General features: G+C 60.0%; 10 protein-coding genes and 1 pseudogene. 7 read left to right on the top strand and 4 right to left on the bottom strand.

Annotated elements, in window-relative coordinates; genetic code table 11:
* The first annotated feature begins 184 nt into the window (after positions 1-184).
* The 3 genes and pseudogenes from NKI01_RS27850 to NKI01_RS27840 all read left to right on the top strand — a co-directional run bounded on the left by NKI01_RS27850 (position 185) and on the right by NKI01_RS27840 (position 2,149).
* Positions 185-1,158: pseudogene (locus NKI01_RS27850) on the top strand (zinc-binding alcohol dehydrogenase family protein).
* A 329-nt stretch (positions 1,159-1,487) separates the two neighbouring features.
* On the top strand, positions 1,488-1,715 hold the full coding sequence (locus NKI01_RS27845) for a ribbon-helix-helix domain-containing protein (protein ID WP_023718512.1): 228 nt from the start codon (positions 1,488-1,490) through the stop codon (positions 1,713-1,715).
* Entirely contained in the window at positions 1,712-2,149 is a 438-nt protein-coding gene (locus NKI01_RS27840) for a TA system VapC family ribonuclease toxin (RefSeq protein WP_352965364.1), read from the top strand. The genes NKI01_RS27845 and NKI01_RS27840 overlap by 4 nt, the downstream gene beginning before the upstream one ends.
* Before the next feature lie 187 nt (positions 2,150-2,336).
* Here the strand turns inward: NKI01_RS27840 and NKI01_RS27835 are convergent, their stop codons facing one another.
* Positions 2,337-3,464 (bottom strand): NAD(P)/FAD-dependent oxidoreductase, encoded by a 1,128-nt coding sequence (locus NKI01_RS27835; RefSeq protein WP_352483672.1) that lies wholly within the window; start codon positions 3,462-3,464, stop codon positions 2,337-2,339.
* 64 nt (positions 3,465-3,528) lie between these two features.
* Positions 3,529-4,530: an SIS domain-containing protein gene (locus NKI01_RS27830; protein ID WP_023718509.1), complete on the bottom strand. Its 1,002-nt coding sequence runs from the start codon at positions 4,528-4,530 to the stop codon at positions 3,529-3,531.
* Positions 4,531-4,631: 101 nt separating this feature from the next.
* Between NKI01_RS27830 and NKI01_RS27825 the strand changes: the two genes are divergently transcribed.
* The 4 genes from NKI01_RS27825 to NKI01_RS27810 all read left to right on the top strand — a co-directional run bounded on the left by NKI01_RS27825 (position 4,632) and on the right by NKI01_RS27810 (position 9,320).
* Positions 4,632-5,498 carry a PfkB family carbohydrate kinase gene (locus NKI01_RS27825; RefSeq protein WP_023718508.1) on the top strand — a complete coding sequence of 289 codons (867 nt, stop codon included), beginning with the start codon at positions 4,632-4,634 and terminating at the stop codon, positions 5,496-5,498.
* A gap of 160 nt (positions 5,499-5,658) precedes the next feature.
* Positions 5,659-6,495, top strand: coding sequence for an ABC transporter substrate-binding protein (locus tag NKI01_RS27820; protein WP_352483671.1), 837 nt, complete (start codon positions 5,659-5,661; stop codon positions 6,493-6,495).
* A gap of 76 nt (positions 6,496-6,571) precedes the next feature.
* Complete coding sequence (locus tag NKI01_RS27815; RefSeq protein ID WP_023718506.1) at positions 6,572-8,101, top strand: amino acid ABC transporter permease/ATP-binding protein; 1,530 nt, start codon at positions 6,572-6,574, stop codon at positions 8,099-8,101.
* Positions 8,102-8,210: 109 nt separating this feature from the next.
* A complete protein-coding gene (locus tag NKI01_RS27810; RefSeq protein WP_023718505.1) occupies positions 8,211-9,320 on the top strand; it encodes a LacI family DNA-binding transcriptional regulator in 1,110 nt (369 codons plus the stop codon).
* 659 nt (positions 9,321-9,979) lie between these two features.
* On the opposite strand, the gene NKI01_RS27805 is transcribed toward NKI01_RS27810, so the two are convergent.
* Together NKI01_RS27805 and NKI01_RS27800 are read right to left on the bottom strand one after the other, a co-directional pair.
* A complete protein-coding gene (locus NKI01_RS27805) occupies positions 9,980-10,927 on the bottom strand; it encodes a metallophosphoesterase (RefSeq protein ID WP_502899479.1) in 948 nt (315 codons plus the stop codon).
* Between the two features lie 884 nt (positions 10,928-11,811).
* Entirely contained in the window at positions 11,812-13,371 is a 1,560-nt protein-coding gene (locus NKI01_RS27800) for a family 16 glycosylhydrolase (RefSeq protein ID WP_352965361.1), read from the bottom strand.
* Positions 13,372-13,389 lie beyond the last annotated feature (18 nt).

Genomic DNA, 13,389 nt, shown 5'->3' with positions numbered 1-13,389 from the left:
CACGGGGCCCAGCGGGGGGCAACCGGTGGTGCCAATGTGGTATCCGGGCGCGGGCTGGGTGCCGCGCAATACGTTAATGTATTTGGTGTCACCCCCCCGGGGGCGGGGGTTTCCCCCCGCGGGACCACTTCCTGTTGCCGGACTCCAGCTTAGCAAGGGGGGAATTGCCGTCATGGATCCCACCATCAAAGTCGTGCGATGCTCCGAGCCCGGCAGACTGGTGTTGAGGAGCAGCAGGCACCAGACGCTCCGCCCGAAGGCTGGGCACTGGTCAATGTCGCCTTTGTCGGGATATGCGAAACCGACTACCACATCTTCGAGGGCAGGCATCCTTATCTCGCCTATCCGCGCATCATGGGCCATGAGGTTTCGGGAACAATCGCGGCAATCAACGCGCCCGTGGACCTGTCGGTCGGAGAGCAAATCCTCGTCAATCCCTATCTTGCCTGCGGACATTGTGCCGCCTGCCGCCAGGGCAAGCCTAACTGCTGCATGTCGATCGAGGTGCTTGGCGTGCACCGTGACGGTGCCATGAGTGAGCAGATTCTCGTGCCGGCGCAAAACTTGATTCCAGCGGCCGGCCTGTCACTGGTGGAGGCGGCCACGGTCGAGTTTCTGGCCATCGGTGCCCACGCAGTCCGCAGATGCATGGCGGGGCCGGGCATTCGCACCTTGGTTATCGGCGCCGGGCCGATCGGCCTCGGCACGGCGCTTTTTGCGCGAATCGCGCAACAGAACGTGACCGTCATGGACGTCGATACCGAGCGGCTGACCTTCGATCATCGAAACGATAGCGGCGCGAACTGCGGGAGCAGGTTTCGACGTCGTCTTCGACGCAACGGGAAACAGCCGTTCGATGCAGTCTGCCTTGCCTATGTTGCTCATGGCGGCGTCATGGTGATGGTCAGCGTCGTGCCGGACGACATAACTTTCTCCGATCCAGAGTTCCACAAACGGGAAATGATGCTGATCGGCAGTCGCAACGCGACTCGTAGCGATTTCCAGCACGTCATTGCCTCGATCCGCGCTGGAAAAATACCAATCGACCAGCTTGTCACCCACCGCACCACCCTGCGCGACAGCCCACGCGACATCGCAATCTGGGCGCAGCAGAAGTCCGGTCTGATCAAGGCCGTTATCGACGTAGGATCTGGCTGACTTCAGCAACACGATCAAGACATGTCATCGCAGCCCTGGTGCTGCATTGTGGGAGGGCGAGTTGCTCGGTGACGCCACGCTAAGCGTCGCGCTTGACACGGTATTCCGTGCGGTTTTCCTCAGATAACAATTGTCCCTGCCGAACTGGCTTGGCGTTTCGCTGATTACCGCGGGCGCAGTTTTCGTCGCATAAAGGTTGAAGCCGCGGAGCGACGATCTTTCCGGCAAAACGTGTTCCACGCAAATCCGCCGGGTATTCGCACCGCTTGAGTGTCCGACGTAGCTAGTCCACATCATGCGTGATGTTTGATGCGCGTCAGGAGAGTGATATGAGAACCACACTGGCGATTGATGACGACGTCCTGGTCGCGGCCAGGGCCATGGCCCGGCAGCAGGGTCGTAGCCTCGGCGAGGTCATTAGCGATCTCGCCCGGCGCTCGCTGCGCCGGCCTCAAGCTGGCGGCGAGCGCAACGGGATTCCTCTTCTGTCGCCTCGGCCGCATGCACCTCCTGTCACGCTTGAGACGGTCAACGCCTTGCGAAACGAACTGCCTTGACCTTCCTGCTCGGTGTCAATGTGCTGATCGCACCGATCGATCCTGGTCACGTCGCCTATGGCGACGCGCATGGCTGGTTCGAAGAGACGGGCAACGCGGCATGGGCTACTTGTCCGATCACCGAAAACGGCGTCCTGCGCATCGTCGGGAACCAAAGATATCCTAATTCTCCCGGCTCGCCCGCCATCGTTGCGCAAATCGTTACCAAGTTGCGGGCTCTGCACGGGCACAGCTTCTGGCCCGACGATGTGAGCCTGGTTGGCTCCGGCGACATCGATGCAGCGAAAATCCTGACTTCGGCACAGGTCACGGATACGTACCTTCTCGCGCTCGCCAAGGCGCGAGGCGGCCAACTTGCCAGCTTTGACCGCAAGCTGTCAGCGGCGCCCGTGAAGGGCGGGAAGTCTGCACTGCACCTAATTCCCACAAGGTAGACCGCCGGGCTCTTCGGTGCAGTCTGCCTTTCGATCTTCTTGGCTTTGAATTGAGGCTTGCGCAACTTGTCGCGCTCAGCGCACTCCAGTGGATCGCGAGCGGCTATCTGGCCATAGTTTGCGGGGCATTCATCTTCTCCCTTGAGCGTCCGCGCTTGGACAGTTCGGCCTTGCCGCAATTGCCCTTTCAGCTGAATCGACTAGCGCGAAACGTTGCAAGCATGGGATGCGGATTGCCTGAGGCGATTTCTTTGGCAAGCAATTCGCCGACGATCAATCCAAGCGTGGCGCCGCTGTGGCTAAAGGCGACGTGAAGCCCGGCGACGGTCTCGACGGAGCCAAGCACTGGCTCGCCGTCGCCCGGGATGGGCTTCGGGCCAACTGCATAGGTAGCGAGTTGGAGCCGCCGATTGCCCTCGAGCACCGCACTAGCCTCGTCGAGCAGTCCTTTGACGGTCTTGTCGTGCACGGTGTAAGTTCCATCAGAGTTGACCACGACTTCTTCCTCCGACCACGCCGAATCCAAAACAAGTTCGCCATCCGGCGTCGGGCGCACCGCCACGCGCGGCGTATTCAGCACGGCACGGAGCTCGGTCTTGATCGGCTTGGTTTTCAAGAGGAGTGAAATCGGCGTGGCGTCGGGGACACGAACTCCGATCTCCGCAAGCATGGCAGGCGTCGCTGGCCCAACGGCAAGGACCACTGCATCCGCCTTTAACGGCACACCGTCGGCAGTGACGACGCCACGCGCGCGACCACCTGTGGCATCTATCCGCACGCGTCCGGCGTTCTGGACGAGCTTGCCGCCGCGGGAGCGGAACTCATTGAGCAGCAGATCGATCAGGCAGGGCAGGTCAACCCATCCTTCGCCAGGATTGAAGATGGCACCCTGCGGGGTGATTGCGCTGGCGTTGACACCGGGCGTCACTGCGCCGACTTCGGCAGGGCCGAGCAGAAGCGCGTCATAACCAATATCCTGCTCCAGCTGGCAGATGGAGGCGATCTGGTTCGTCCCATCATCCGCATCCCAGGTGAGGCCGCCGTCAAAGCGAAGCCACGACGCCGTTTCCGGCCTTGTGGCCGCCAGGGTCCGATAACGGTCGATGCCCGCAAGCCTCAAGCGGTGGTAAGCAGTGTCAGCACGTCGCGCTGAGTTCAGCCAGGAAAGTGAACGGCCGGATGCACCGTTGGCCGGCGCGCCGTCGTTGACAATGGTTACATCAAAGCCAAGACGAGCGAGGTGCAGCGCGGAAGAGATGCCGAAGATGCCAGCGCCGATGACGACGACTTGGCGCGGTTTTGGGGATGCAGTCATAGAAAAATCCTTCTACGCAGAAGCCGGGCTGGGAGTTGTTGGATGGCTGCAGAGCGCGGCGGAACTAGTAGTCCGTGAGCTTCTTCATGTAGCGCCGGCCTTCGAGCATCGGCTGGCCGCGCAGACCAGCCAGCGTATAGGCAAAACGCCATAGAGTGTCGAAGAAGACCAAGGGCACGAGATAGGGTTTGATGTGTTCGGACATACCGCTGAGGTCGAGTTCCGCTCCATCGAGCACCAGGATGTTTTCCCGGCTGCCGTGCTTGAAAAGGAAATCGCGAGCGCGTTCCGTAAGGTGCCTCGTCTCGTCCAAACCCATCAAGACCACGAAGCAAGTATCCCGGTCCACCACCTCGAACGGGCCGTGAAAGAACTCGTTGGCGTGTATGGCTTGCGAGTCGTACCACTGCATCTCCATCAACACGCAGATGGCGTAGGAATACGCCGCACCGTAGCTTGCACCGCTGGCCAGTGTGTAGATCGCTTTGCGCGGCGCGAAACGGGGTACGAAGGCCTTAAACCGGTCGGCATAGGTCCGGTGCGCACGTTCGATCGCCGGCTGAAGATGGCTCAGGCTCATCAGCAGATCGGCGGTCAGCCCGGCATCCTCCCGAGCATCGATTAGGCCGGCGAGCAACATGTAGAGCACGCCGTAGTTGCTGCGGGCTGCATCGATCGGTTTGCCCGTCGTGTAGGAGGCCTGGTAGGCGACTGCGTGGTCGACCGCCTGCGCGAGGGGCGATATCTGGTCGAGCGTCATGCCGATTGTCGTCGCGCCTTGATCCTTTGCATGATTGGCCGCTCGCACGGTCTCCTGGGTGGTGCCTGTCTGCGAGCAAAGGACGACGAGCGCGTCAGGTCCCAACCGTCGCGGATCTCGGCAGACGAACTCATCCGCGTTGTAGATATCGCAGGCGAATGTGCCGCTGTGACGGTCGACAAAGTATTTGCCTGCCATCATGATCGAGAGCGAGCCGCCGCACGCCACGAGGAATAGATGCGAAAACTGCCTGCCCGCCGTAGCGGCCAGGGCGCGTTCAACGTCGGCGGGGAGGGCGAAAATCATTAGGTTCCTCTTCTCGTTGACAGAGCTTGGGCCGGCGCACAATTGACAATGGCGGGCCATTGTGCGAACGTTATCACACCCTTTAAACTGAAAGTCCTGCGATGGTCAAGATTGCCGCGATGGGCGACAACGTGGTCGATTGTTATCTCGCTCGCGGCGAGATGTATCCTGGCGGAAATTGCCTCAATGTCTCGGTGTATGTCAGCCGCTTCGGCGGGCAGTCGGCCTATGTTGGGGCGATCGGCAAAGACCGGGCAGGGGACTTGATCCACGCCGCACTCAAGTCCGACCGCGTGGACATCACCCGATTGCGGCGCCTTGAAGGGCCGACCGCCTACTGCCTCATAGGTCACCGCAACGCCGATCGGATTTTCCTGGACTTCGATCTCGGAGTTTCGGTGTTCACGCCGACGCAAGAAGATCTGGATTTTCTCTCGGGTTTTCAGGCCGTCCACATCGGCCAGTCCAGCGGTTTGGACCCGTGGGTTGCCGCTGTATCAAGTAAGTCACTGTTGTCTTATGATTTTTCCACCCGCCGGGAACCGGGACACCGACGCGAGATTGGGCCCTATTGCTATCTGGCTTGTGTCTCGGGTGACGGTCTCGACGACAAGGAATTGGCCGCAATCGCAGCCGAATTGCTCGCATTTGGTTCAAGGTGGGTTCTTGTGACTCGCGGTCGGGCCGGCGCGGTGCTTCACGGCGACACCGTCTCTTACCGAACCCCGGCGCGGTTGGTCGAACCCGTCGACACCCTGGGCGCGGGCGACACCTTCATCGCAAGAACGCTATTCGGCCTGCTTAAGAAAGAGGCGCCTCAGGACATTCTTAGCCAAGCCGCGGAGGCGGCGGCTGCTACCTGCCGGTACTACGGGGCGATCGGCTATGCGGCAGCAATTGATCTAGGAAAGATCACGCCGGAGGTCCTCCGCGGAGCTCGGCGCATTCAAGACGAGAGAACCGTCTAGTTGGGGAATTCAACTGAGCAATTGACGCGAGAAATGGACAATGCTAGTCAAAGTGATAACGTTCTCATTCATCTAACCAACGCCATGAAAGAGCGTTTTGATGGACGGGTCGTCGAGTGGGACCGCAGGCCGACTTCGGCCAATCGTAAGAGGAGAAGACATGCAAACGAATTCGAGCAGGCGCCAATTTGTGAAATCCGGTCTGGCGCTGACGATCGCGCTGGTGACAGGACTTGGCACGTTGGCCGCATCAACGCAGGCAAAAGCGGCCGACAACCCCTACAACCTCATCGACCCGACGGTGATCAGCGTCGGAACCATGGGCGATGCGAAACCCTATGTCTTCACCGACGCCAACGGCAACTTCACCGGTTTCGACGCTGAACTCTTCCGCGACGTAGCGCGCCGGCTCGGGTTCAAGGAGGAGCAGGTCGTTTTCACCGGTCAGGAATTCTCGGCCCTGCTGCCCTCTGTCGCCAACGGTCGCTTCGACGTCGCTGTCGCCGCCATTGGCACGACCGCGGAGCGCAAGAAGACCGTGGATTTTGGCGACGGCTATCTCGCTGGCTACCTGTCGATCATTTCGCCTGATCCGGCTCTGACGAGCAATGAGAGCACCGCCGGAAAGCGCATTGGCGTGATCCAGGGGACGTTGCAGGAAATCTATGCCGAGAAGAATCTGAAGGGCGACATCGTCAAATTCCCGGACAACAACACTGCCGTGGCGGCGCTGAACAACGGGACGATCGATGGGCATTTCACTGACTATGAGTCGGCCAAGCAGTATGTGGAGCGCTATAAGAACCTGAAGATAACAATGAACGTGCCGTCCTTCGATGCGCCAGCCGGTTTCGTGGTCAAGAAGGGCAACGACGCCTTCCGAGAAGCGCTCAACAAGGCATTGCGAGAGGCCATGGACGATGGCACCTGGAAACGGCTTCACGAGAAATGGTTCCCGGGTACCCCGATGCCGGATCAATATCTGCCAAAGAAGTAAATTCGCGCGTATTCGTTAGCGTTTCCGGCCGGGCCCGTGAGCAACGGTGCCCGGCCGAGTTATAGATGGACTTGATATGAGCTGGTTCGACAACTTCGCCCGCAGCTTTCTTGATTTCCAGGCGATGGCAGAAGTTCTGCCGAACATGGTGATGGTCGGCCTCAAGAACACCCTGATCCTGGCCCTTGCCTCGACGTTTTTCGGGACGCTGATCGGTATCGTACTCGCCGTGATGGGGATTTCCGAGAACCGGCCGCTGAAACTCCTTGCCCGCGTCTACACCGATATCTTCCGCGGGCTTCCTGCCATCGTCACAATCCTAATCATTGGCCAAGGCTTCGCGCGATTGGGCCGAGATCTGTTCGGTCCATCGCCTTATCCGCTGGGCATTCTGGCGCTCAGCCTGATCGCCGGCGCCTATATCGGGGAGATTTTCCGCGCCGGCATTCAGAGCGTCGAGCGTGGTCAGATCGACGCCACCCGCACTCTCGGCATGACCTATGGCCAAGGCATGCGCTTGGTGGTGATCCCGCAAGGCATCCGCCGCGTCCTGCCCGCACTGGTCAACCAGTTCATCGGCAACGTAAAGGACTCCAGCCTGGTCTATTTCCTTGGTCTGCTCGCCTCCGAACGCGAACTGTTCCGCGTCGGCCAGGACCAAGCCGTGCTGACCGGCAACTTGTCGCCGCTGTTGCTGGCCGGCGTGTTCTATCTCGTGATCACGGTGCCGCTAACCCACCTCGTCAATTACATCGACGCGCGCATGCGCGTCGGCAAACGTATCACCGCTGTGCAAAGTGGCCTCAAGGAAGTCGCCGAGCTTGCCGAAGCGGGCGTGCCGGGCACAGCGACGTTGCCTGCAGCAGAGCCCACACGCTTCAAGGGTGGCGGTATTGAGGTCAAGAATATCGACATGGCCTATGGCGCCGTCCAGGTCCTCCATGACGTCAGTCTGAAAGTGGAGCCGGGGACCGTCACCTGCCTCATCGGTCCATCCGGCTCGGGCAAGTCGACCTTGCTGCGTTGCCTCAACCGCCTCGTAGAGTGTCGAGCCGGTGACATTCTGCTCGATGGCGAAAGCATCTACAAACAGACCCCTGACCAACTCCGGCGGCGCGTCGGCATGGTTTTCCAGCAGTTCAATCTGTTCCCCGACCGCAGCGCGCTCGCCAACATCACCTTGGCGCTTCGCAAAGTTAAACGCATGTCGCGCGAGGAGGCTGAGGGCGCGGCCTTGGCGAGGCTGAATGAAGTCGGACTGCTGGAGCGTAAGGACCATCGGCCGGCCAATCTCTCGGGCGGGCAACAGCAGCGGGTGGCCATCGCGCGCGCCCTGGCCCTCGAACCCGAGATTATGCTGTTCGACGAGGTCACCAGCGCGCTCGATCCGGAATTGGTCAAAGGCGTCCTGAACTTGATGGCCGATCTCGGTCGGGGCGGGATGACGATGGTGGTCGTAACACACGAGATGAATTTCGCCCGCAAGGTCGCGAACCAGGTCGTATTCATGGACGAGGGGCGAATTGTCGAGGCAGGCCGACCAGAGGACCTATTTGATAACCCGCAAAGCCCGCGTCTTGGGCGCTTTTTGTCCGAGGTGCTGTGATTGCAATGGTGTGCGCAACGGCGGCTGTTCCGGTGTTCGGCCTTGCGGGGCGGGCTTAACTGCCGCTAGGTCGCCGGCACAACGCGCGCATGGGCGGTAGGTTTGCCGAGTGACTCAAAGATTACCCAAAAACGCAACTATCATAGAGGTCGCTCGCCGGGCCGGGGTGAGTTCCGCCACGGCCGGGCGTGTTCTTGGTGACTACGGCTACAGCAGCCCCGAGGTTCAGGAGAAGGTGCGGGCCGCAGCAGCTGAGCTGGGCTACCGCCCCAATCGCCTTGCCAAAGGTCTGATCACCGGTAAAACGCAGACTATCGGCGTTGTGGTTGGCGACATCGAAAGCCCATTCTACGCCAGCGTGCTGCGCGGAATAGGGGATGTCGCGCGCCGTGGCGGCTTCGGGGTTATCGTTACGAACAGTGATGAAAATGCCGAACTCGAGCAAGAGGCGGTGCAACTGCTGCTGGAAAAGCAGGTCGACGGTTTAATTGTCTCATCGACCTTCGTGGACGAGCCGGATCATCTTCGTGAAGCAGTCGCGGCTCGCTGTCCCGTCGTGCAGTTCGACCGCATGGTGGCGGGCCTGGAAACCGATTCAGTCGTGGTCGACAACGTTTCTGTAACGCATAGCAGCATCGCGGCGATGATAGCGGCCGGACACAGCCGCATCGGAATATTGGCGGAACTCGGGCCGGGCCAACGCGACGATGTTGGCTCGTTTGTGGCAAACGTTGATCTCTCCAGCGCTGATCTTCGCTACCATCATCCAAGCTGGCAGAGACTATTGGGTTATCTCGAAGCCCATCGCGCCGCGGGCATTACGCCGGATCCGCAGTTGATCCGTCGCGTGGCGGTCTATTCTAGCGAGGCAGCCCGCAAGGAGGCGCTCGATCTGCTGACAATGCGCAATGCACCGTCCGCTCTGTTTACGGCCGATGGTGTGATGTCGACAGGGGTTCTGGAGGCCATTTCCGCATTGAAGCTTGCGATTCCAGGAGACGTTTCGCTGCTCTGCTTCGACGATCTCGACTGGATGCAGTTCGTGACCCAGGGTATCACAGCCATCGCGCAGCCGGCACATTTGATTGGAGCGGCGGCAGCGGAGCTTCTCTTGAAGAGGTTGGCGGAGGCCACGTTACCTTTCGAGCACCGTGTCCTTGCGGCCCGCTTGGTGGAGCGCAATTCAATTGCAGTTCATCTCAACCGCGAGGCCGTCTGACCCGGCCGCAACGGTCTATGGCTGGGGCTGAATTGCAGAGCCTCTCTATATCGAGGTCGATGCCATGCAGGATATTGACCTGCCGTATGTTTCTTCGCTTGCCTACACGCCATCGGCCATTTGCGGCTCGGCTCGGCTGAATGACAGCCCACGCGGACCGCTGGATTTCAAAGAGGAATGTGTTCGGCGTGGTTTGGCCGACTATGTCCAGGATCACGGTTTTGATCCGCTATTGCGCGCAACAGTCCTAGCATGCTGCCGGGCGCAGGCCCCTTCAGGAATTTAAGTAGTCCTAAAACGCGGTTCGCGCCGCCTCATCCAATAGGAGTATGCTCGCCGATGGCCCAAAGGAAATCTCGTGCAACCAAGGCCATTTGCATGCTCCAAGATGCGTTCTGCTCGGGCGCCAACGACGAGGATGGGGCTGCAAGATGCCGTATCGCATTCAGGTTTTCCCGTCCCTGAGAATGTCGAAGAAAGATGTTGCCGGACGCCTGGCTCAGCTTCTTGAAGACATTCTAGTGGAAATCGAGAGCTATCCGTCGAACTCAGCCCGTCCGGAGAAAGGATGATAAACTGTGCCGTTCGTCTTGGAGGCGATGGGCACACGGCGAAACCCGACCGCACGAACACGACCATCAATACCCTCACGCGAACGGTCAACCGCGGACGGCAGGTCTCTGGGACAGCAGATGTCGTTCGTCTACAGGACGAGAGGACGTTTTGGGGCCGATATCGACGACCATGATCTCCGGCGACACGCCGAAGCGCACCGGCAGCCACGATACGCCCAAACCCCCGGATACGATCATGTGCCTCCCACCCTCGACGACATGCCCATAAGCGAAGCGCTGTCCGTAGGCTGAATTGATGATGGGGGGGCCAAGGAATGGCAAGCGCACCTGTCCGCCATGTGTATGGCCGCATAACGTCAGGCTGACACGGTCAGGGACAGTAATGAAGATGTCCGGTTCATGCGCAAGGAGCAATATCGGATTGCCGTCGTTGGGTATTCCGGCCATTGTTCCAGGCAGATCGTCGACGCCCTTGTACACGCCGCGAGAAAACTGCATGGCCCACTGGTCGCCAAGACCCGCGAGCCAGAATGCTGGGCCATCCTGCTGACGGATAAGAGTGGCGGTGTTCTCGAGGACCGGAATGCCATTGTCGACGAGGGCTGCGCGGACGCTATCGACACCGTGCCACCAGTCGTGGTTGCCGAGAATGGCGTGGCAGCCGAGTGGCGCGGAAAGTTTCGAAAGAGAATTGCCCCAAACAGTGTCGGGCACGATCCCGTTGGCGTAGCGCGGCAGCACGCCCATCACGTAGTCGCCAAGGAGAAGGATGATGTCGGGCTGCAGGCTATTCGAAACACCGACGATCTCGTCGATCCTGGAAACCGGCATCCAAGGCTCGCACGCGTGAATGTCAGCGATCACGACGATGCGCAGGGGCTTGGCAGTGGTCGGCCAGCGCGGCGGAAGGAGCTTGTAGTGCGTGACACTCAGTCGAAACCGAGGCTCAATCGCGATGGCATAACTCGACAGACCGAATGCCGCGAGCGACACGGCGCCAAAGAGCTTCAGGAATGAGCGCCGCGATGTCAGCACTTGTATTTCCCAGCAGAACTAGCTCGGTTTTAGAGATCGCCACGAATTCAGCTGCGGCAGCCTGAACCACATCAACCGCGTGAGAGGCCTCGCGGGGTCAATAGTTTCCTAAATCGGCGTCACCTGCAAGCATTGGTCTTTATTGCGCAAGGGAGGGAGCTCGGGCTAGGACCGGTCAACTGCTCCGATTTGCCACTGATCTCGGGCGGATGGTGTAGTTCCATTCCGGATGAATGCGTCGCGTTAGATGGCGAGTGCCTCCATCTCGACATCGTTCACTTGGTCCCTTTTTTCGTCGGTCGCGGAATCGACCGCGCACCCAACCTCGGGCCCGCTTGGTTGTCGTGACTGCGATCAGCTCGACCAGGGCCACGCGATCGAGGAGGGCGCCGTCTGCGCCAGGTTTGCGTGATGCGGCAGAACAGGGGTGTTCGATGTTGCTCCACGTCGATGTGCCCGTCGAATGGTGATGCAATGTGGAGCGTGAGGCCTGTCTCGTGAGCGAGTTTGTTGCAATTCGACCTTCCATAACCGGCTTTGGTCATCCAACTTCGAGCCGGCCGCTTCCCGCCTTTGACGTATCGCCTCGACAAGATTGCGGCGCTCTCGAGTTGAAACCGGAGGGCGGGATGTCCATTCGGACCCGAAGCTTGGTAACTCCAGTCTCCTTCGGTTCGGTCCGAATGGACAACCTACACGAAGCTCACAGCTAGAAGCGGTTCCATCCCGATGGCATTGGGATGGAACCTCATCTCTTTTGCATGAGCGGATCTTCTCCGAGCACCGGGCTCCCGCCTTTGGTACACTGACTTCGGTTCGGGATCATGGCTTTGAGGTGCTGTTTATCCAGTCCCTATTTGGCCACGGCCGCCCCCGTTCCTTCAGGTCACATAGAATGAGGCTGCGGCGAGCGAGAGATGTGGGGAAAGAGTGGCGAACTGGGTTTGAGATGCGCCGCCGGCTCCGTCGCTGTCGAAAGAGAGCGCCCCGGTTGCACTGTCGTAGATGATATGATCGGAACTGTCATGCGCGGCTGCACCAACAAAGAAAGCTTTGGATGGAAGCCCTCCCGGCTGAAGCCCGGCAAAAACGGTATCGCTGAGATGGAACGTATCCTGGGAGCGCTTGAAGTCGGTGATCTTATCGACATTGCCGGCTCCAAGAGCAGTATTGAACGAGAAGGCATCGTGGCCTCCGTAACCGGTCAAGACGTCGGCGCCGAGCCCGCCGTTGATGACATTGTTGCCGGCATTGCCCTCGATGGTCTGGGCGAACTCGTTGCCGGTGAAGCTCATCGCCTTCGTGCCGGACGGGTTGTTGGTGGCGAGATGCTCGATCTCCGAGCTGGCCGAAAGCGCATAGCTCACCGAGGCGATCACACTGTCGTTGCCGCCGCCCACTGCCTCAACCGCCTTCTCGTTGGCATTGTCGACATAGTAAGTGTCGTTGCCGCCATAGCCGATCATCGTGTGGCCGCTGGTTCCATGCAAGACATCGGCGCCGCTGGTGCCGTACAAGGTGCCATCGCTGGTGTCGCCGGACGGAGGGACAGTCCCGGTTCCAGACGCAGTCTCGGTCCCGGTCGAGCCAGTGATTGGGGGAGCGACGTTCGCACCCGTGACGGTGTCGCCGCTGCCCGCCTTCTGATACAGCTGAACCCCATCGATCTGCATCTGCATCGATGAAGGGGTCGAGCTATCGAGAGCCGTGTGCCATCCGGCCGCGTTCGAATTCGCGACCTGGTTGCTCATGATCAATTCCATCGGTTCATTCGGGATCGGGACCTGTGCGCTGGTCACTTGCGCCATCTGTTTCCCGTCGAGATACCAGGTGATCGATTGACCGGGATCCCAGTTGATGCCGTACGTGTGAAAGCCCGCCGTGAGGTCCATGCCGGTGTCGAGGACGCCGCCGAAAGTCCCCGACGCACCAGCGTGAAGGTGCCAGGAGAACGTCTGGTCTGCCGGCCCCGAACCGGTAAATCCACCCTCATGCATATCGAGCTCGAAATTGTCGCCGCTGCTGCCGGCGCCTTGGCCGGGCATCAGCCAGAGGGCTGGCCATGCGCCGTCGCCGCTCGGCGCCTTCATGCTGATCTGAAGATAGCCGCCATTGAATTCGAAGTTGCCATAGCTGGTGACGGCGCCGGACGTAACAGGGAATGTCTGCGCCGACCCCTGAGCCACGCCGTTGACGGGCTGTTTGATTGCCGTGAGATTCAACAGCCCGTTGCTCACCGTATCTTGGCTCGGCATATCGTATTCGGCATTAAACTGGTTGCCCATCCCACTTCCACCCGATCCATTGCTGTTCCATGGCCAGCCGTTGGCGGCATTGCTGGTGAGGTATGGATGCCAGTCGCTGCCGAGCGCCGTACCGGAGAAGTTTTCCTCGAAGACGAGGTCGCTGGAGGCAAAGCCTGCGGGTGCGGAAAGAGCCATTCCGTGATCCTTATTTGG

The organism is Mesorhizobium sp. M0815 (assembly GCF_040319995.1).
Classification (GTDB): Bacteria; Pseudomonadota; Alphaproteobacteria; order Rhizobiales; family Rhizobiaceae; genus Mesorhizobium.
This window is presented reverse-complemented; position numbering and strand designations above follow the sequence as displayed.

What these genes read in the sequence shown, in the direction of transcription:
- NKI01_RS27830 (WP_023718509.1), bottom strand. Translation starts at nt 4,530, where the DNA reads ATGATTTTCGCCCTCCCCGCCGACGTTGAACGCGCCCTGGCCGCTACG.
- NKI01_RS27820 (WP_352483671.1), top strand. Translation starts at nt 5,659, where the DNA reads ATGCAAACGAATTCGAGCAGGCGCCAATTTGTGAAATCCGGTCTGGCG.
- NKI01_RS27825 (WP_023718508.1), top strand. Translation starts at nt 4,632, where the DNA reads ATGGTCAAGATTGCCGCGATGGGCGACAACGTGGTCGATTGTTATCTC.
- NKI01_RS27815 (WP_023718506.1), top strand. Translation starts at nt 6,572, where the DNA reads ATGAGCTGGTTCGACAACTTCGCCCGCAGCTTTCTTGATTTCCAGGCG.
- NKI01_RS27845 (WP_023718512.1), top strand. Translation starts at nt 1,488, where the DNA reads ATGAGAACCACACTGGCGATTGATGACGACGTCCTGGTCGCGGCCAGG.
- NKI01_RS27835 (WP_352483672.1), bottom strand. Translation starts at nt 3,464, where the DNA reads ATGACTGCATCCCCAAAACCGCGCCAAGTCGTCGTCATCGGCGCTGGC.
- NKI01_RS27800 (WP_352965361.1), bottom strand. Translation starts at nt 13,371, where the DNA reads ATGGCTCTTTCCGCACCCGCAGGCTTTGCCTCCAGCGACCTCGTCTTC.